Source organism: Paraburkholderia sp. NMBU_R16 (assembly GCF_013282575.1).
GTDB lineage: Bacteria > Pseudomonadota > Gammaproteobacteria > Burkholderiales > Burkholderiaceae > Trinickia.
The window spans coordinates 84,532-102,181 of record NZ_JAAAYE010000014.1; the positions used below are offsets into that span (position 1 = coordinate 84,532).

Genomic DNA, 17,650 nt, shown 5'->3' on the forward strand with positions numbered 1-17,650 from the left:
GAGCGGGTCGCTCAGTGCGCCGCGAGCGCGTGGAGCGGCGGGTTGTCTGCCACCTTGCCTTCTTGCAGTCGAATGACTTGATCCCCGAACGCTGCGACATCGGCCGCATCGTGCGTAATCAAAACCATCGGAATGTCGAGGCGCGCCTGCAGCTCCGCCAGTTCGCGCCGCGTCCGCTCGCGCATGCCGGCGTCGAGCGCGGCGAACGGTTCGTCGAGCAGCAGCATGTTCGGCTGGGAAACGAGCGCGCGCGCGAGCGCAACGCGTTGTTTCTGGCCGCCCGACAACTGCGCGGGATAATTGCCGGCTACGCTTTCGAGCGCGAAGGCATCGATCCAGTAATCGACGGACTCGTGCGCTTGCCGCGCGCCCGGGTTGAGCCAGCCTCGCCGCAACGAAAACCCGATGTTCTGCCGGACGTTCAGATGCGGGAAGAGCGCATAGTCTTGAAAGAGATAGGCCGCGCCGCGTTCGCGCGCGGGCAGATCGATGCCGTGCGCCGAGTCGAAAAGGGTCTTGCCCGCGAGCGAGATGACGCCGTCGTCGGGCCGCAATAGACCCGCGATCGCCTGCAACGTCAGCGTCTTGCCGGCCCCCGACGGGCCGAACAGCACGATACGGCGGCAATTGGCCTCGAACGAGACGTCGAGCGTGAAGCGCCGCTCGCGCGTGACCAGCGTTTTCCGGATGGCGACGGAAAGGACCGTCCGCGGTGCGTCGGTGGCGCGTGCAGCGAGCGTGGAACCGTTCGATCCTGTCATCTCAGCGCGAAGTCAAAAGCGAATGTTGCGGAACGAGCCGTCCGGCAATGAGCAGCACCGCGACGCAGACGACAGACGTCACGAGCACGAGCGTGTTGGCGGTTGCATCGTCGCCCGCTTGCACGGCGGCGTAGACCGCGACCGATAGCGTCTGCGTGCGTCCGGGCAGATTGCCCGCGATCATGAGCGTGGCGCCGAACTCGCCCAGCGCACGTGCAAAAGCGAGCAGTGCGCCGGCGAGAATACCGCGCGCGGCAAGGGGCAGCGTGACGCGGAAAAAGAGCGCCGTTTCCCCGAGCCCCAGCGTGCGCCCCGCCTGTTCGAATTGAGGTTCCACGGCCTCGAACGCGGCCCGCGCCGACTTCAATACCAGCGGGAACGCAGCCACCATCGCCGCGACGACGGCACCTTGCCAGCTGAAAACGAGGTGAATGCCCAACGACTCGAGCTGTCCGCCCACCACGCCCCGCCGGCCGAGCAACACCAGGAGGTAATACCCGAGCACCGTGGGCGGCATGACGAGCGGTAACGTCAGCAGCGAATCGACGATGTCGCGCGCGCCGGATCGCCAACGCGCGAGCGCGAGCCCAACTGCAACGCCAAGCACGAGATCGAGCGCGGTGGCCCATCCGGCAACTTTCAACGAGAGGAGCAGAGGCGTCCAGGCGGGTTCCATCATCGGTCGGCCCGTGTGCAGGCATCAATGTCGATCATTGCGCGGCCGGCTTGAAGCCGTATTTGACGAGGGTAGTTCGTCCCGCCGGGGAGCGCACGTAATCGACGAATGCCTTCGCCTCGCCGGCGTGCTGGCTCGTTTTGACGATGGCGATGGGGTAGGCGATCGGTTGCGGCGTCGGCAGCGTTGCCGCGACTTTCACGCGCCGCGCGGCAATGGCGGCATCCGTGCCGAAGACGAACCCCGCTTCGACTTCTCCGCGCGCGACGTAATCGAGGCACTGCCGAACGTTGGTCGCCAGTACCGCCTTCGCCTTGATCGCTTCCCACAGTTGCTTGCTGTCTGCTTCGAGCGCTTTTTGCGTGTAGCGGCCCGCGGGCACCGACGCCGGATCGGCGAGTGCGACGTGTGCGACGTCCGAACGCGTGGCGAGCTCCTGCGGCGTCTTGAGCGCCAACTTGCCGTCGGCCGGCACGATCATCACCAGCGAATTTGCGGCGAAGTCGACGCGCGACGCAGTATCGATCACCCCCGCGCCTACGGCTTTGTCCATCGCCGTCTGGTCTGCGGACGCGAAGACGTCGGCCGGCGCGCCGTTCACAATTTGCCGCATGAGAATGTCCGAAGCGCCGAAATTGAGGATCACCTTCGTCCCGGGATGCTGTTGCTCGAACGCTGCGGCGATGTTCTTGAAGGCGTCCGTCAGGCTGGCGGCGGCGGATACGACGAGTTCATCGGCGCGAGCCGCTTGATGGGAAACGCAGCCGAGTACCGCGACGGCCGCTGCGGCGAGCCGGGCACCGGTGCGCCCGGAAGGCGAAAACAAGATCATGAGGCGCAGGGTCGGAGTGAAAACGCTATCGTAATATAACCGAGGTTATAACGGTTCGCCCACGCACGGTAGTGGGAGTCCATTCCTCGCGCAAAGGAAGGTGCAATGGGTCGATGACGCCGGACGCGGACCGGTTTTCAGGCTACGCCGGGCCCGAGCGCGGCGTCGCGCGGCAAGACGGCTGCGGGCGCTCGCCGTGGCGCCTCGATGCGGGCTTTCCAGCGTGCACGAATGAACGGCCGCTCGCGTCCCGATAAATGAAGGGCGACGTGGGTGATCCAGCGTTGGGTCGGAACGCGCACGTCGTGCAGGGCTACGGCCAGCATCAACAGACTGACCGCGACGGGAACGACCGACAGTTTGCCCGGCCGCGCATTCCACGCATACCTGGCGAACAGCACGGCGACGAGGGCCCCGACGCCGCACCCCGCCACGGCCTCGGACGGCGAATGCGCGTCCAATACCACGCGGGACAGGCCGACCGCGACCCCGGCGGCGAGCCCGATCGCGATACCGGCGATACGCACCTGCGCGCGCGCCGGCAACAGGATCAGAAAGATACCGACGGGATAGACAGCGGTCGAGAGCATGGCATGGCCGCTCACGCCGGTGAAGTCCCAGGCTCGGACACCGACACCCCATCCGAGAAAGGCGATTTTCGTGAGCGCGACGATACCCACGGCGCCCGCGAGCAGCCCGAGCCATGCAAGCGCCAGCCGCCATGTATAGCCGAGCGCGAGCCACAACGCGATGGTCAACGCGAGCGGCAACGTGAGACCCGCGCCGCCGAGGCGCGTGATCGAATACCAGAGGTGAAGCGGCAGGTCGTACATAACGGGGGATGCCGTTCGCGTGCTGCGTCCGGCTTGATCATACGTTCACAACGCGCGAGCCGGCCGCAAGGACGACAAAAACCGTGCGCGAACGAACAGAGTATAGCGGCAGCGTCGGCGGACGAGCGCGGCGCATCGACAGGGGGTAGTATTGTGCATTGCGTCATGAAAGATGGCTGCCAGCACGGTCCTACCTTTGGGAGATCCTGTAGATGACGAAAGGGCTTAGTAAAATCTGGCTTCGCAGCATTAAACGTCTCGTATCTGCGCAGGCCCAATATTTGCGCGCCGCAACAAAAAAGCAGCGTCGCTCGCGCACGGGCAGCGCCGCCAAGGCTGCAACGCCAACCAGGGCTGTTGCCGCGAAGCGGCGTGAAGCGCCCGAATCGCGTGTGCGACCGCGTGCCGCGGCATGGGCCAAGGGAAGCTGGACCCGCTCTTTTCATTCGGCGCCCCCGTCGCCCGGTCGGCTGGTCCATCATTTGTCATACGGTCTGTACCGGCCGCCAGTCAAATCCACGCTGAAGATGCCGCTCGTCGTCATGCTTCACGGCTGCAAGCAGACCATCGACGAATTCGCGGCCGGCACGCGCATGAACTTGCTCGCGGATGCGCAAGGCTTTGCCGTCGTGTACCCCGAGCAGTCTTCTCACGCGCATGCGCATCGATGTTGGCATTGGTACGACGATCGTGATACGGCGGGCCGCGGCGAAGCGCGTGCGGTCGTTTCGCTGGTCGACGCGCTGATCGATCGATACGGCTTCGACGCCGAGCGGGTCTACGTGGTCGGTCTTTCCGCTGGGGGAGGACTGGCCTCCTTGCTGGCACTGCACTGGCCGGATCGCTTCGCCGCTGTCGCCTTGCACTCGGCCCCGGCCTGGGGCGAGGCCCATTCGGGCATGACGGCAATGGACGTCATGCGCCGGGGCGCGCGGCGCGATCCGCTGGCGCTCGCGGCGGCCGCTATCGATCCGGCCACATATCCGGGCATGCCGGCCATCATCGTTCAAGGCGAAGGGGACGCGGTGGTGGCGCCTCGGAATGCCGAGCAGTTGACGGCGCAGTTTCTGTATTTGAACGGCCTCGTCGACGCCCAGGGCACACCCAAAGTCGGTACTTCGCGCGAGACATCGAGCGCGGACGCCCTCATTCGCGATTTCACGGCGCGTGGGCGACGCGTCGTTCGCTTATGTCTCATCCGCGGTCTAGGGCACGCCTGGGCCGGTGGCGACGAAGCGATTCCATTCCACTCGCGCAAGGGGCCCGATGCGAGCGCGTTGATCTGGGAATTCCTGCGGTACCAGCAGCGCCAGCGTGACAGCACGCCGGTTCGCCGCCGCGAAGCTGCGGCCGGTCGCTGAGCCCCACGGGCGCCGCCTTGCCCGGTCTCCGTACGATGTGTGCTCTTCACGAGTTGATGCGAAAACACCACACCGCGATCCCCGGGCCGAAAAAAGTCCTGGCATTCCGATAGGGGTTTTCCCTATAATACGGGTAAATACCTAGGTGTCAGCACCTAACTCAGTGAGGTCCACCATGTTTCTGCTCAGCCGCTTGTTCCTTTTCCTGACGAAGACCGCCGACGAGCGCAAGCAAGCCCGCGACAACGCCTATCTCTCGGAAGCCACGGATCTGTACGATCTGGAATACCGCATGCGCAAGCTCGATCGCGAAGCCGCGATCCCTTCCACTGCATGGTTGAGCCATCGCTGAGCTAGAGCGTCGGCTCTGCGGGGTGTGTCTCCGCGTTCGGGACGAAACACCCCCTATACGTTGCATAAAACGAGCAGTAAAGCATCGTTGTCAGCGTGATCGTGGCGGGAAAGAGCGCCACGATCACGAATGAGCCCGCGCCTAGCGCATCCATCAAGAGCGAGACTGCAATCGACGTCAACGTCATCGTGACGAACCAAAGCGCGGCGTAGACGATGAATGCGCCGCGATTGCGCCAGCAACTCACAACGCTGAAGAACATCGCCTTGATGGGCGGCACGTCGTGCCAGGCGGCCAATACCGGCGCGAACCAGAACAACATGGCCACCGGCACGTAGCAGGCCAGCGCCACGAGCCCCCCGAGCGGCATGTCGGAGCTTGGAGCCGGCGGCGTCTTGTCGGCGGCGCCCAACATCAAGGTAAAGAGCGCCCCGCCGTCCACGAGCGCCGAAGCCGCGAAAACGAGCACGATCGCCACGACATAAAGCGCGCCGAGCTTCAGCAGCCGTCTTGCAGCCACCCCTCCGTACGAGCGGAAGCCGTCGATCAGAACGATCGGCAACACCGCTTTACCCTCGACCGTGTCGCGGCAGGCGGCCATGAAACCTACCGCGACGCCGGGAATGAACGCGAGCGGCAGCACGCCGCCAACGAGCGGGATCATCGAGACCAGCCACATGGCCAACAGATAGGTCGCGAAAATCGTCAGGAAAGCCAGCGGGTTTCTGCGAAAGAGCCAGATGCCTTGCCGATACCAGGCGTAGCCCGTCTTCGCGGGAACTTCGATCAATTGCATAGGGAGAAAGCGTGGGGGGTGGACGCGGCCGTCAGGCGCGCGAGCAGGACGCGCTCGAAATGAGCCGGGTCATGGGGCTGCAACATCGCGGCCGCCCGCGGCAAATAGAAGTCGTATAGGCGAGACACCCAGAAGCGATAGGCACCCGCGCGCAGCATGTCGTTCCAATGCAGGCATTCCTCGCGTGTGAACGGACGCACCGTCTGGTATGCGCGCAGCATCGCCTCCAGTCGCACCCGGTCCAGTTGTCCTGTCGCCAGTTCGATGCACCAGTCGTTGACCGTTACGGCGACATCGAAAAGCCACTTGTCGCAACCCGCGAAATAGAAGTCGAAAAATCCGCCCAGACGGACGCGGTGGCCGGTGCCGGGCTCCGCCGGCGCGAATAGGACGTTGTCGCGGAACAGATCGCAATGGCAAGGTCCGCCCGGCAGCGCGGCGTAGTCGTGCGACCCGAAGAACCGCGTTTGATGGGCGAGCTCGCTCACGAGCAGATCGCGCTGCGCTCCGGAGACGAAAGGCACGATGGCGGGAACCGTTTCGGTCCACCACCCCAGGCTGCGCAGATTGGGTTGGTGCGGGGCGAAATCGCGGCCGGCCAGGTGCATGCGCGCCAGCATCCGGCCGACCTCCTCGCAGTGCTCGACGCCCGGGCTGAGCTCGGCCGCGCCTTCGAGCTTCGTGACGATCGCGGCCGGTTTGCCGTGGAGCATGCCGAAAAGCATGCCGTCATCGCGGGGGACCGGATCCGGAACCGGCACGCTGTGCGACGCGAGGTGGCGCATCAGATCCAGATAGAACGGCAACTGTTCGGCGGTGAGCTTTTCGAAGACCGTCAGCACGTAATCGCCGCGCGTCGTCGTCAGAAAAAAGTTGCTGTTTTCGATGCCCGAACTGATGCCGCGGAAATCGACGACATCGCCCAGATCGTAGTGCCGCATCCATGCGGACAGGTCGGCTTCGGTGACGACGGTAAAGACAGCCATGCGGAAAGAGACTTCGGATTCGGTGTGAAAAGGAGCGGCCCGGGAAAGCGCGGGGTGGGGCGGCGGCGGTATGCCTTGGAGCGGTTGCAACCGAAGCCGCGCGCGGGCCATTTCAGCCCGAGGCGGGCGTCACGGCCCGCCGGCGCGGCGGGCGCGATCAGTAGCGCAGGTTGATCGACGGCAAACGGGTACTGGGTTGGCCATTGTCACGCACCTTGGGCGACGTGTCGGGCGGTGCGCTCATCTGATAGTGCGTGCCGAAATTCGAGCGGACGTCGATTTCGACCGGTTTGCCCTTGTCGCGATATTCGGTGATGACGGTGCCGCTCGGACTCTTTTCGTAATAGCTCGGGGTGCGCGGTACGTTGATATCCACTTTCGACGAGACTTCCGCTGCCGGACGATTGATGGCTTCCAGATCGGGCAGGCCCGCGGCCTCATTGGCGGCATGACGCTGCGCGCGCGTCTGGGCGTCGTTGGCGGATTGCGCCGCCGCGGCCGGATTCGCCGCGGCAAACCACGCGGCGATCGCTACGGCGACGGGAAGATACGGCTTCATGATTTTTCTCCGAGGGAATCTCTCGATTCTAGCAAATGCGCCCTCCTTTCCGGCGCTTGGGCGCGTATGTTTTTGCGCGCGCCCAGCCCCCGGCGGCTCAGCGCCGGAGCCGCGGAGACGGTGCGGTTCGTGGTAATGTCGTCGCATCGAGCGAGGCAAACGAAAATGAAAAACGACATGAACGTGAAACCGCATGCCGGACCGTTGCGTCCGAGCGATTTTCCGACACAGTCTTTCACCGATGCGGCCGACGCCGTCACGCGGCTTTCGGCCGTGTACGAAGCGAACACGGCGTTTTTGCGCGACGCGTTCGCACGCTACCGGCGCAATGAGCCGTTCACGGAGCGCGTGCGCGCTTGCTATCCGTTCGTGCGGTTGCAGACCGAAGTCAACACACGCGTGGACTCGCGCCGCTCGTATGGGTTCGTCGCCGGCCCCGGCGTCTACGAGACCACTGTCACGCGGCCCGATCTCTTTGGCAATTATTATCGCGAGCAGCTGCGGCTGCTTGCCCGAAATCACAATGTGACGATCGAGGTGGGCGTGTCGCAGCAGCCCATTCCGATTCATTTCGCCTTCGCCGAAGGCATCCATCTCGAAGGCGACCTCGGGCGGGACCGGCTCATGGCGATGCGCGACGTCTTCGATACGCCCGATCTCGCGCAGCTCGACGACCGCATCGTCAACGGGACCTACGAGCCGGCTCCCGGCGAACCGTACCCGCTTGCGCTTTTCACGGCGCCGCGAGTCGATTTCTCGCTGCATCGGCTCAGACACTACACCGCGACTTCGCCCACGCATTTCCAGAACTACGTCCTGTATACGAACTATCAGTTCTATATCGACGAGTTCACGAAGCTCGGCCGTTCGTTGATGGCGCGCACCGACGATGAGGAACTGCGCGCCTATCGGAGCGAGTACACGTCGTTCGTCGAGCCCGGCGATGTCGTGACCTACAACGCCAACCTCGGCGAGCAGCCCGATGAGGGCACCTTGCCGGCCCGGTTGCCGCAGATGCCGGCCTATCACCTCAAGCGCGCTGACGGCAGCGGCATCACGATGATCAACATCGGGGTGGGGCCGTCGAATGCGAAGACGATCACCGATCACATCGCGGTGTTGCGGCCGCACGCCTGGGTCATGCTGGGCCACTGCGCGGGGCTGCGTAACACGCAGCGCCTTGGCGACTACGTACTCGCTCACGGGTACGTGCGCGAGGATCACGTGCTCGATGCCGACTTGCCGCTATGGGTGCCGATTCCCGCGCTGGCCGAAGTGCAGGTCGCGCTCGAGCGCGCCGTCGCGCACGTGACGCGGCTCGAGGGCGCGGAACTCAAGCGCGTGATGCGCACGGGTACCGTCGCAAGTGTCGACAATCGTAACTGGGAACTGCGGGATCACCGCGAGCCGGTGCAGCGGCTATCGCAAAGCCGAGCTGTCGCGCTCGACATGGAGAGCGCGACGATCGCCGCCAACGGTTTTCGTTTCCGCGTTCCCTACGGGACTTTGCTGTGCGTATCGGATAAACCGTTGCATGGCGAGCTCAAGCTTCCCGGCATGGCCGATCAGTTCTATCGTGCCCAGGTGGATCAGCACCTGCAGATCGGCGTCAAGGCGATGGAGCTGTTGCGGATGAACGGGCTCGACCGGCTGCATAGCCGCAAGCTGCGCAGCTTTGCCGAGGTGGCGTTCCAATAGCGCTACGGGAGCTGAAGCGCCCGAGAGATACGTCCCGCATCAGAAATAGAACATCCGGTCCTCGTCGGCCTTGGCGGGCGCCTGGTGTTCCGCCTCTTCGCGATCCTCGTAGAACGCGAGCACGGCCTCGAGCACCTGGTCGGGCTCGTCGATGACCTGCATCAGATTCATGTCCTCGGGGTTGATGAGGCCCATCGGCACGAGGGCGCTCTCGAACCAGCCGAGCAAGCCTTTCCAGAACTCGCCACCCACCAGAATGATCGGAACGTGGCGCGACTTCTTGGTCTGGATCAGCGTGAGCACTTCGGCGAGCTCGTCGAGCGTGCCGAACCCCCCGGGCATGACGATCACGGCATCCGAGTTCTTGACGAACGTGACTTTACGCGTAAAGAAGTGGCGAAAGCGCAGCGAAATATCCTGCCACTGATTGCCGGATTGCTCGTGCGGCAATTCGATATTGAGGCCGACCGATGGCGCCTTGCCGGCATGCGCGCCCTTGTTCGCGGCGGCCATGATGCCCGGGCCGCCGCCCGAAATGACGGCGAAGCCCGCGTCCGAGAGCTTGCGCGCGATTTGCGTGGCGAGCTTGTAGTAGGGCGAGTTCGGCTTGAGCCGCGCCGAACCATAGATGCTCACGGCCGGGCGGATCTCCGAGAGGTACTCGGTGGCCTCGATGAACTCTGCCATAATCGTGAACATCTGCCACGATGCGCGGGCCTTTTTGGCTGTCGCGCGCTCTTGGTCTGCGAGCGATCGCAGACTCGGAATCACTTTTCTTCTCTTGTTCATAATGCCTGTAGAACGGAACCTGGAAGGTAAGACTCTGGTATTGGTCGATGGATCGAGCTATCTCTACCGGGCTTACCATGCAATGCCTGACTTGCGGGGTCCTGACGGCGACCCGACCGGCGCGCTCTATGGAATCGTCAACATGTTGCGGCGCATGCGCAAGGACGTCACGGCAGAGTATAGCGCGTGCGTGTTCGACGCCAAGGGCAAGACGTTCCGCGACGATTGGTATCCGCAGTACAAGGCCCATCGTCCGCCCATGCCCGACGATCTCGCGAAACAGATCGAGCCGATTCACTTCGCCGTACGCGCGCTGGGCTGGCCGCTCCTGATGGTGGACGGCGTGGAGGCCGACGACGTCATCGGGACGCTGGCGGCCGAGGCCGAACGGCGCGGCATGAACGTGCTGATTTCCACCGGCGACAAGGATCTGGCGCAACTCGTGAGCGAGCGCGTGACGCTCGTCAATACGATGACGAACGAAACGCTCGATCGCGACGGTGTCATTGCCAAGTTCGGTGTCGCGCCCGAGCGGATCGTCGATTACCTCGCGCTGATCGGCGATACCGTGGACAACGTTCCCGGCGTCGAGAAATGCGGACCGAAGACAGCCGTCAAGTGGCTGACGCAGTACGAAACGCTCGATGGCATCGTCGCTCGCGCCAGCGAAATCAAGGGCGCGGTGGGCGACAACCTTCGGCGCGCGCTCGATTTCCTGCCGCTCGGCAGGAAACTCGTGACGGTCGAGCGGGCGTGCGATTTGAAAAATCATGTCGAGTCGATCGAAACATCGCTCGTCGCGCGTCCGGAGTCGCCGCTCGAATTGCGCGAACTGTTCATGCGCCACGGCTTCAAGACCTGGCTTCGCGAAGTCGAGGCTTTGATCGAGCGGGCCGAGGAGGTGCAAAGCATGGAGCCCGGCGCGGCCGATGTGCTGTTGGCCGAAGCGGCGCCGACCATCGATGCGCCGCGGTGCTACGAGACCGTTCAGACCTGGGAGCACTTCGCAGCGTGGCTCGACAAGATCGAGACAGCGCCGCTCACCTCGTTCGACACGGAGACGACTTCTCTCGATCCGATGGTGGCGCAGATCGTGGGGATTTCACTGTCGGTGGGCGCCGGCTGCGCCGCTTATATCCCATTGGCGCATCGCGGCCCCGACGCGCCCGAGCAACTGCCGCGCGACGAGGTACTCGCCAGGCTCAGGCCCTGGCTCGAGAACCCGGAACGGAAAAAACTCGGGCAGCACCTGAAATACGACGAACAAGTGCTCGCCAATTACGGCATCGCATTGGATGGCATCGAGCACGACACGCTGCTTCAATCGTATGTGCTCGAATCGCATCGTACCCACGATATGGACAGTCTTGCGATGCGCCACCTCGGCGTGAAAACGATCAAATACGAGGACGTGGCGGGCAAAGGCGCGCAGCAAATAGGCTTCGATGAAGTGCCGCTCAGCGCCGCGGCCGAGTATGCCGCGGAAGATGCGGATATCACGTACCAGCTGCATACGGCGCTCTATCCGCAAGTCGAAGCCGAGCCGGGGCTGCTGCACGTCTATCGCGACATCGAAATTCCCACTTCGCGCGTGCTGCGCAAGATCGAGCGCAACGGTGTACTGATCGATAGTGAGCGACTGCGGCAACAGAGCAGCGAGATCGCGGGGCGGCTCATCGAACTCGAAGGCGAAGCCTATGCGCTCGCGGGCGGCGAATTCAATCTCGGCTCGCCCAAGCAGATCGGCCAGATTTTTTTCGAACGCTTGCAATTGCCGGTGATCAAGAAGACGCCCAGCGGTGCACCGTCGACTGATGAAGAAGTGTTGCAAAAGCTCGCTGAAGACTATCCATTGCCGAAGCTGCTGCTGGAGCACCGCGCATTATCGAAGCTGAAGTCGACTTACACCGACAAGCTGCCGCGTATGGTCAACGCCAAGACGGGCCGCGTTCATACGAACTACGCGCAGGCCGTTGCGGTCACCGGACGTCTCGCCTCGAACGAGCCGAATCTCCAGAACATCCCCGTGCGCACCGTCGAGGGGCGCCGCATTCGCGAGGCGTTCATCGCGCCGCCGGGCAGCAAGCTCGTATCGGCCGACTACTCGCAGATCGAATTGCGAATCATGGCGCATATCTCGGGCGACGAATCGCTGCTGCGCGCGTTCGCCGAAGGCGAAGACATCCATCGCGCAACGGCCGCGGAGGTGTTCGGCGTCACGCCGCTCGAGGTGACGAACGACCAGCGCCGCATCGCGAAAGTCATCAACTTCGGGCTGATCTACGGGATGAGCTCATTTGGCCTCGCTTCGAATCTCGGCATTACGCGCGATGCCGCGAAGCTCTACATCGACCGCTACTTCGCCCGTTATCCAGGCGTTGCGCGCTATATGGACGACACGCGGGCGAGCGCCAAGCAAAAAGGCTATGTCGAAACGGTGTTCGGCCGGCGTTTGTGGCTGCCTGAAATCAACGGCGGTAACGGACCGCGCAGACAGGCGGCCGAGCGTGCGGCGATCAACGCTCCGATGCAGGGTACCGCCGCCGATCTGATCAAGATGTCGATGATCGCGGTTCAAGGATGGCTCGAACGCGAACGGGCCGCGAGCCGCATGATCATGCAAGTGCACGACGAACTCGTGCTCGAAGTCCCCGACGATGAATTGCCGACCGTGCGAGAAAAACTGCCGCAATTGATGTGCGGCGTGGCCGAACTCAAGGTGCCGCTCGTGGCGGAAGTTGGCGCAGGCGCGAATTGGGAGGAAGCGCATTGATGCGCTGAGCGGCCTCGCGCGGGCGAGCCGCTCGCCAAGCCTTTTTTTAGAAGCGTGGTCCGCTCGCAATACGGGGCGCCGGCAAGCAGAATCAGCAACGGCAAATACGGAGAATCAGCATGCATCGTTTCGTTGTCGTGGGAGGAGGTGCGGGCGGGCTCGAGCTGGCAACGCGGCTTGGCGACCGCTATGTCCGCCGAAAGGGTAATGGCGCCGCTCGCGCGCAGGTGACGCTCGTCGACCGGTATCCGACCCATATCTGGAAGCCGCTGCTTCACGAAGTGGCCGCGGGCAGCATGGATCCGTTCACGCAAGAGCTCGAGTACGCGGCGCAGGCGCGCTGGCATGGCTTCGAGTTTCAGCAAGGCGAGCTCATCGGGCTCGATCGCACGGCCAAACGCATCGTCCTCGGGCCCCTTCGCGACGACGACGGCGAGGAGCTTTTGCCGCAACGCGAACTCGACTACGACACGCTCGTCATTGCCATCGGCAGTACGACGCATTTTTTCGGCGTCAAGGGCGCCGAAGAGCACTCCATCGCGCTCGATACAGTCGGCCAGGCCGAGCGCTTTCGGAAGCGGCTCATTGCGGCGTGCATGCGAGCCGAGCATCGCGCGCATGAAACGGTCGAAAGCGGTCCGGGCACGTCTACCACGACGGAGCCGCGCATCCAGGTGGCGATCGTGGGCGGTGGTGCGACCGGTGTCGAGTTGTCGGCGGAATTGCGCAACACGGCGCAAGTATTGTCGGCCTACGGTCTGCACAAGCTCGATCCGCGGCACGACATCGGCATCGTGCTGATCGAGGCGGGGCCGCGCATTCTCCCCGCGCTGCAAGAGCGCGTCTCGAGCGCGACGGCGCAGTTGTTGACTCAGCTCGGTGTGAAACTGATGATCGGCGAGACCGTGGCCGAAGTGGCGCCGGGCCTCGTGCGTACGGCGAGCGGCAAGACCGTGCGTGCCGATCTGACAGTCTGGGCGGCCGGGATCAAGGCGCCCGCCGTGCTGTCGAACCTCGACGGGCTACCCGTCACGCGGCTCGGTCAACTCTCGGTGCGGCGCACGCTCCAAACGGAAATCGACGACAACATCTTCGCGATGGGCGATTGTGCCGCGTGCCCATGGCCCGGCAACGAGCGCAACGTACCGCCACGGGCGCAGGCCGCGCATCAGCAGGCGAGTTTTTTGTTGCGAGCGCTGCGCTGCCGGCTCGAGAGCCGGCCGTTGCCGGAGTTCACCTACCGCGATTTCGGTTCGCTCGTCTCGCTCGGCCATTTCAGTGCGGTCGGCAATCTGATGGGTGGATTGATCGGCGGCAGCATGCTGGTCGAGGGGCTCTTCGCGCGCTTCATGTATATGTCGCTTTACCGGCTTCATATCGCGGCACTGCACGGCTATCCGCGCATGATGCTCGATACGTTCGCGCATTGGCTGCGGCGCACGACGCTGCCGCGTGTGAAGCTGCATTGATGCGGGCGACCGGCTGTGCGCGGCTTGCGATTGCGACGGTACAGCCGATTTTCGAAGCGGGCGAGGCCGTAGCGACCGTCGATCAAGGATTCGGCCCGGTCGCGACTGGTCGCGACGGGTCTGCACACCACTCGCTCCACGAGCCCGGATAGAGCGCGGCGCCATGCAGGCCCGCTATCTCCATCGCAAGCGCGTTATGACATGCCGTGGCCCCTGAGCCGCATTGCAGTACGACATGCTCGGGCTGCGTCGAGCCGACGACCGCCTTGAATTCGTCGCGCAGCGTATGAGCGGGTTTGAAACGGCCGTCGGGGCCCAGGTTGTCCTTGAAGAAGCGATTGACCGCGCCTGGGATGTGTCCCGCGACGGGATCGATCGTCTCGTTTTCACCGCGATAACGGTCCGGCGATCGTGCGTCGACGACGAGTCGCTCATGTGTCGTGAGGTTTTGCTCGAGCGCGTGGGCATCGACGGTGACGGCGAGCGGCGCGCCCGCCTTGAAGTTGCCTTGCTTGCGCCCGGCCGGCTCCGTCTCGAGGGTATAGCCGGCGCCCTGCCATGCCTGCAGGCCACCGTCGAGCAGTGCCACCGAGTCGTGACCGAGCCAGCGCAGCAACCACCACAGGCGCGCAGCGAACATTCCGCCTTGCGCATCGTAGGCGACGACTTGCTGGCCCTGCATGAGCCCGTGCGAAGCAAGCATGTCGACCAGTGCCGCGCGATCAGGCAGCGGATGTCTGCCGTTCTTGCCCGTCTTCGCCCCGGACAGGTCGCGCTCCAGATGCAGATAGTGCGCGCCGGGAATGTGGCCGCCCGCATAGGCCTTTTCGCCGGCGTCGGGGTTTGCCAGATCGAAGCTGCAGTCAAAAACGAGCACGCTTTCGGGGGCGCTTGCCAGCCGTTCGGCAAGATTGGCGGCCAGAATCAGCGTCGTGTAATGGGTGTGCGGCATGATGATCCTCGTTGGACGACGAACTTCGTTGAGACACCGGTTGCTTTTGCTTTCAGTCTAGACAAAAAGACGGGCAAGGAGGGAAAGCCTCCTTGCCCGTCTTTCTTGCCGCGCTGGCGAGCGGCAGCCTGACAGCCTACTAGATGTTGCCGAGCTCGCGCCGCAGGAACTCATGGAAGTGCTGCATGCCGTCTTCCATCGGACTTTGATACGGTCCGACCTGAGATTCGCCCCGCCGCATGAGCGCGAGGCGTCCGGCATCCATGCGCTCGGCGATTTCATCGTCCTCGCGCGCCGTTTCCATATAGGCGGCGCGCTCGGCTTCGACGAATTCGCGTTCGAAGAGGGCAAACTCCTCGGGATAGTAGAACTCGACGATGTTCGTGGTCTTGCGCGGGCCGTGCGGAATCAGCCACGAGACGACGAGCACGTGCGGGTACCACTCGATCATGAGGCCCGGGTAGTAGACCATCCAGATCGCGCCGTATTCGGGCGCCTGCCCGTCCCGTACGCGCAGCACCTGGTCATGCCACTTCCGATAGACGGGGCTGCCCGCTTTCGCGAGCCCGGCATTGACGCCGACCGTCTGCACGCTGTACCAGTTGCCGAATTCCCAGGTCAGGTCGTCACAGTTGACGAAGCTGCCGAGCCCGGGATGGAACGGCGCGACATGGTAGTCCTCGAGATAGACCTCGATGAACGTCTTCCAGTTGTAGTTGCACTCGTGCACTTCGACGTGATCGAACATATAGTTCGAAAAATCGAAGTGATGGCGCGCGCCGAGATTCGCCAGATCTTTGGCGACATCGCGGCCCTCGGACTCGAAGAGGAGCCCGTGCCAGTTCTGGAGCGGGGTCGCACCGAGGTTCAGGCAGGGGTTGTCCGCAAAATGCGGAGCGCCGAGCAGCTCGCCGTCGAGGTTGTACGTCCAGCGGTGCAGCGGGCAGACGATGTTTTCGGCCTGACCGCGGCCGTTGAGCATGATGGCCTGGCGGTGCCGGCATACGTTGGACAGCAGCTCGATCTCCGAGCGCTGGTTGCGTACGAGCACGCGGCCCTCGCTCTCGCTGGGCAGCGCAAAATAATTCCCTGCTTCGGGCACCATCAACTCGTGCCCGACGTAGCGGGGACCCTTGCGGAAGAGTACTTCCAATTCGCGCGCAAAAAGCGCTTCGTCAAAGTAAGCCGTGACCGGCAGCTGGCACGAAATGGCCTTGAGCTGCAAAGCATTGCTCAGATTGGACATTCCCACTCCCAATGAAGACGTGAAAGTAGTGAACAACCCAACCATCGAAGATTCGATTTGGGGAGCCCGAGATTATACCCTTTCCCCTTCCCACGGGGCAGATAAGTCCATGATTTACGTAAAAAACAGCGTCGATTGCCGCCAAAAGGGCGCCCCTCACGCCAAATATGCCGCGATTGGCTCCGTCCGGCAACCGCCTGCGCGGCATTTGTCGGGGTTGCGGATTGGCCATGGCCGATGGGTGTCCGCGTTGTAAAAAAGAGGACGGCGATCGTGCGCTACGGGTGGGGATGGGTCGGACTTGGCGCTTTTGCCGTAGAATGTCCGACTTGTTTTTAAATTCACCCTCTTTCGATGGCGAAACCCGCACCCCAGGACCCTGCCGCGCCCGTCGGCGGCCATGATGGCGACGCCCCGCTGCCCGGGAACTACGAGGCGGCGGTCGCGGAATTGGAGCAACTGGTGGCGCGCATGGAGGGTGGCACGTTGAGCCTCGAGGAATCGCTTGCCGCCTATCGGCGCGGCGCGGCGCTCGTGGCGTACTGTCAGCAACAACTGGAGAAGGTGGAGCAGCAGGTGCGCGTTCTCGATGGCGAGACGCTGAAGCCGCTGCCAGCCGGCAACCCTGCCGCCGAGGGCGGAGACGATCTATGACTTTTGACGAATGGATGCGCGCGGTCCTGGCGCGCGTCGAGGCCGCACTCGAACGTTATCTGCCGGGCTCCGACGTGGCGCCGGCGCGGCTGCATGAGGCAATGCGCTATGCGGCGCTCGGCGGCGGCAAGCGCGTGCGTCCGCTTCTGGCCCATGCGGCAGGGGAGTTGACGCTCGCGCGGCCCGCGGCTCTCGAGGCGGCCTCGGCGGCGCTCGAGATGATCCACGTCTATTCGCTCGTCCATGACGACATGCCCTGCATGGACGACGATGCGCTGCGCCGCGGCAAACCGACCGTGCACGTCCAATACGACGAGGCCACTGCGCTGCTCGTGGGCGATGCACTGCAGTCCCAGGCGTTCGTCGCATTGACCGACGCCTCGGCGCTCGACGCGCCGACGCAGGCCGCACTCGTGCGCGAACTCGCGCTCGCGAGCGGCTCGGTGGGCATGGCGGGTGGCCAGGCCATCGATCTCGATAGCGTCGGTCTGACGCTGTCGCGGCCGCAGCTCGAAACGATGCATCGGATGAAAACGGGCGCGTTGCTGCGCGCGTCGGTGCGCATGGGCGCGCTCGCCGGCACGGCGCCCGATGCCGACGCGATGCGGGCGCTCGATGCCTACGCGGCTGCCGTGGGTCTGGCGTTCCAGGTCGTCGACGATATTTTGGACGTGACGACGGATTCGGCGACCCTGGGCAAGACCGCCGGCAAGGACGCGAAGGACGGCAAGCCGACCTACGTATCGATTATCGGGCTCGACGCTTCACGCGCGCTCGCGGCGCAGTTGCGTCGCGATGCGCATGAAGCGCTTGCGCATTTCAGCGGGCGCGCCGTGCGCCTCGCCGAACTTGCCGACCTGGTCGTAAACCGGGTGAGTTGAACGCGAAGCCCGCTGCCGCGCGCGAATGCTAC

17 protein-coding genes are annotated in these 17,650 nt (G+C 63.9%); 7 read left to right on the top strand and 10 right to left on the bottom strand.

Annotation, left to right across the window (positions count from 1 at the left end; genetic code table 11):
- Positions 1 to 11: 11 nt before the first annotated feature.
- The 4 genes from GWC77_RS09565 to GWC77_RS09580 form a co-directional block, all read right to left on the bottom strand.
- A complete protein-coding gene (locus GWC77_RS09565; protein WP_173256672.1) occupies positions 12 to 761 on the bottom strand; it encodes an ATP-binding cassette domain-containing protein in 750 nt (249 codons plus the stop codon).
- 1 nt (position 762) lies between these two features.
- Entirely contained in the window at positions 763 to 1,437 is a 675-nt protein-coding gene (modB, locus tag GWC77_RS09570; protein WP_173256708.1) for a molybdate ABC transporter permease subunit, read from the bottom strand.
- A gap of 34 nt (positions 1,438 to 1,471) precedes the next feature.
- Positions 1,472 to 2,269 (bottom strand): molybdate ABC transporter substrate-binding protein, encoded by a 798-nt coding sequence (gene modA, locus GWC77_RS09575; RefSeq protein WP_173256673.1) that lies wholly within the window; start codon positions 2,267 to 2,269, stop codon positions 1,472 to 1,474.
- A gap of 137 nt (positions 2,270 to 2,406) precedes the next feature.
- Positions 2,407 to 3,102 carry a phosphatase PAP2 family protein gene (locus tag GWC77_RS09580; protein WP_173256674.1) on the bottom strand — a complete coding sequence of 232 codons (696 nt, stop codon included), beginning with the start codon at positions 3,100 to 3,102 and terminating at the stop codon, positions 2,407 to 2,409.
- Between the two features lie 212 nt (positions 3,103 to 3,314).
- Between GWC77_RS09580 and GWC77_RS09585 the strand changes: the two genes are divergently transcribed.
- On the top strand, positions 3,315 to 4,463 hold the full coding sequence (locus tag GWC77_RS09585) for a PHB depolymerase family esterase (protein WP_173256675.1): 1,149 nt from the start codon (positions 3,315 to 3,317) through the stop codon (positions 4,461 to 4,463).
- A 175-nt stretch (positions 4,464 to 4,638) separates the two neighbouring features.
- Positions 4,639 to 4,815: a DUF3563 family protein gene (locus GWC77_RS09590; protein ID WP_173256676.1), complete on the top strand. Its 177-nt coding sequence runs from the start codon at positions 4,639 to 4,641 to the stop codon at positions 4,813 to 4,815.
- A 1-nt stretch (position 4,816) separates the two neighbouring features.
- Here the strand turns inward: GWC77_RS09590 and GWC77_RS09595 are convergent, their stop codons facing one another.
- The 3 genes from GWC77_RS09595 to GWC77_RS09605 form a co-directional block, all read right to left on the bottom strand.
- Positions 4,817 to 5,611 (bottom strand): BPSS1780 family membrane protein, encoded by a 795-nt coding sequence (locus tag GWC77_RS09595; protein ID WP_173256677.1) that lies wholly within the window; start codon positions 5,609 to 5,611, stop codon positions 4,817 to 4,819.
- The gene (locus GWC77_RS09600) at positions 5,602 to 6,597 is read right to left on the bottom strand and encodes a homoserine kinase (protein ID WP_173256678.1); all 996 of its coding nucleotides are present in this window, start codon (positions 6,595 to 6,597) and stop codon (positions 5,602 to 5,604) included. The genes GWC77_RS09595 and GWC77_RS09600 overlap by 10 nt, the downstream gene beginning before the upstream one ends.
- Positions 6,598 to 6,754: 157 nt before the next feature.
- Positions 6,755 to 7,156, bottom strand: a complete 402-nt coding sequence (locus GWC77_RS09605) for a hypothetical protein (RefSeq protein WP_173256679.1) — start codon at positions 7,154 to 7,156, stop codon at positions 6,755 to 6,757.
- Positions 7,157 to 7,333: 177 nt separating this feature from the next.
- On the opposite strand from GWC77_RS09605, the gene GWC77_RS09610 reads away from it, so the two are divergent.
- Positions 7,334 to 8,854, top strand: coding sequence for an AMP nucleosidase (locus GWC77_RS09610; RefSeq protein ID WP_173256680.1), 1,521 nt, complete (start codon positions 7,334 to 7,336; stop codon positions 8,852 to 8,854).
- A 39-nt stretch (positions 8,855 to 8,893) separates the two neighbouring features.
- On the opposite strand, the gene GWC77_RS09615 is transcribed toward GWC77_RS09610, so the two are convergent.
- A complete protein-coding gene (locus GWC77_RS09615; RefSeq protein WP_173256681.1) occupies positions 8,894 to 9,643 on the bottom strand; it encodes a TIGR00730 family Rossman fold protein in 750 nt (249 codons plus the stop codon).
- Between the two features lies 1 nt (position 9,644).
- Here GWC77_RS09615 and polA point away from each other — a divergent pair, with 1 nt between their 5' ends.
- On the top strand, positions 9,645 to 12,416 hold the full coding sequence (polA, locus tag GWC77_RS09620) for a DNA polymerase I (protein WP_173256682.1): 2,772 nt from the start codon (positions 9,645 to 9,647) through the stop codon (positions 12,414 to 12,416).
- A gap of 119 nt (positions 12,417 to 12,535) precedes the next feature.
- Entirely contained in the window at positions 12,536 to 13,885 is a 1,350-nt protein-coding gene (locus tag GWC77_RS09625; RefSeq protein ID WP_173256683.1) for an NAD(P)/FAD-dependent oxidoreductase, read from the top strand.
- A gap of 82 nt (positions 13,886 to 13,967) precedes the next feature.
- On the opposite strand, the gene GWC77_RS09630 is transcribed toward GWC77_RS09625, so the two are convergent.
- Positions 13,968 to 14,837 carry a sulfurtransferase gene (locus GWC77_RS09630; protein WP_173256684.1) on the bottom strand — a complete coding sequence of 290 codons (870 nt, stop codon included), beginning with the start codon at positions 14,835 to 14,837 and terminating at the stop codon, positions 13,968 to 13,970.
- 139 nt (positions 14,838 to 14,976) lie between these two features.
- Complete coding sequence (locus GWC77_RS09635; RefSeq protein WP_173256685.1) at positions 14,977 to 16,083, bottom strand: SRPBCC family protein; 1,107 nt, start codon at positions 16,081 to 16,083, stop codon at positions 14,977 to 14,979.
- A 354-nt stretch (positions 16,084 to 16,437) separates the two neighbouring features.
- Here GWC77_RS09635 and GWC77_RS09640 point away from each other — a divergent pair, with 354 nt between their 5' ends.
- Together GWC77_RS09640 and GWC77_RS09645 are read left to right on the top strand one after the other, a co-directional pair.
- Positions 16,438 to 16,737 carry an exodeoxyribonuclease VII small subunit gene (locus GWC77_RS09640; protein WP_173256686.1) on the top strand — a complete coding sequence of 100 codons (300 nt, stop codon included), beginning with the start codon at positions 16,438 to 16,440 and terminating at the stop codon, positions 16,735 to 16,737.
- Positions 16,734 to 17,618, top strand: coding sequence for a polyprenyl synthetase family protein (locus GWC77_RS09645; protein ID WP_173256687.1), 885 nt, complete (start codon positions 16,734 to 16,736; stop codon positions 17,616 to 17,618). The genes GWC77_RS09640 and GWC77_RS09645 overlap by 4 nt, the downstream gene beginning before the upstream one ends.
- Positions 17,619 to 17,650: the final 32 nt, after the last annotated feature.

Bases quoted from the DNA above. Each gene is read 5' to 3' on its own strand.
- GWC77_RS09585 (WP_173256675.1), top strand. From the start codon at position 3,315: ATGACGAAAGGGCTTAGTAAAATCTGGCTTCGCAGCATTAAACGTCTC.
- polA (WP_173256682.1), top strand. From the start codon at position 9,645: ATGCCTGTAGAACGGAACCTGGAAGGTAAGACTCTGGTATTGGTCGAT.
- GWC77_RS09595 (WP_173256677.1), bottom strand. From the start codon at position 5,611: ATGCAATTGATCGAAGTTCCCGCGAAGACGGGCTACGCCTGGTATCGG.
- GWC77_RS09630 (WP_173256684.1), bottom strand. From the start codon at position 14,837: ATGCCGCACACCCATTACACGACGCTGATTCTGGCCGCCAATCTTGCC.
- GWC77_RS09615 (WP_173256681.1), bottom strand. From the start codon at position 9,643: ATGAACAAGAGAAGAAAAGTGATTCCGAGTCTGCGATCGCTCGCAGAC.
- GWC77_RS09635 (WP_173256685.1), bottom strand. From the start codon at position 16,083: ATGTCCAATCTGAGCAATGCTTTGCAGCTCAAGGCCATTTCGTGCCAG.
- GWC77_RS09605 (WP_173256679.1), bottom strand. From the start codon at position 7,156: ATGAAGCCGTATCTTCCCGTCGCCGTAGCGATCGCCGCGTGGTTTGCC.
- modA (WP_173256673.1), bottom strand. From the start codon at position 2,269: ATGATCTTGTTTTCGCCTTCCGGGCGCACCGGTGCCCGGCTCGCCGCA.
- GWC77_RS09640 (WP_173256686.1), top strand. From the start codon at position 16,438: ATGGCGAAACCCGCACCCCAGGACCCTGCCGCGCCCGTCGGCGGCCAT.
- GWC77_RS09580 (WP_173256674.1), bottom strand. From the start codon at position 3,102: ATGTACGACCTGCCGCTTCACCTCTGGTATTCGATCACGCGCCTCGGC.
- GWC77_RS09590 (WP_173256676.1), top strand. From the start codon at position 4,639: ATGTTTCTGCTCAGCCGCTTGTTCCTTTTCCTGACGAAGACCGCCGAC.
- GWC77_RS09610 (WP_173256680.1), top strand. From the start codon at position 7,334: ATGAACGTGAAACCGCATGCCGGACCGTTGCGTCCGAGCGATTTTCCG.
- GWC77_RS09565 (WP_173256672.1), bottom strand. From the start codon at position 761: ATGACAGGATCGAACGGTTCCACGCTCGCTGCACGCGCCACCGACGCA.
- GWC77_RS09600 (WP_173256678.1), bottom strand. From the start codon at position 6,597: ATGGCTGTCTTTACCGTCGTCACCGAAGCCGACCTGTCCGCATGGATG.
- GWC77_RS09625 (WP_173256683.1), top strand. From the start codon at position 12,536: ATGCATCGTTTCGTTGTCGTGGGAGGAGGTGCGGGCGGGCTCGAGCTG.
- modB (WP_173256708.1), bottom strand. From the start codon at position 1,437: ATGGAACCCGCCTGGACGCCTCTGCTCCTCTCGTTGAAAGTTGCCGGA.
- GWC77_RS09645 (WP_173256687.1), top strand. From the start codon at position 16,734: ATGACTTTTGACGAATGGATGCGCGCGGTCCTGGCGCGCGTCGAGGCC.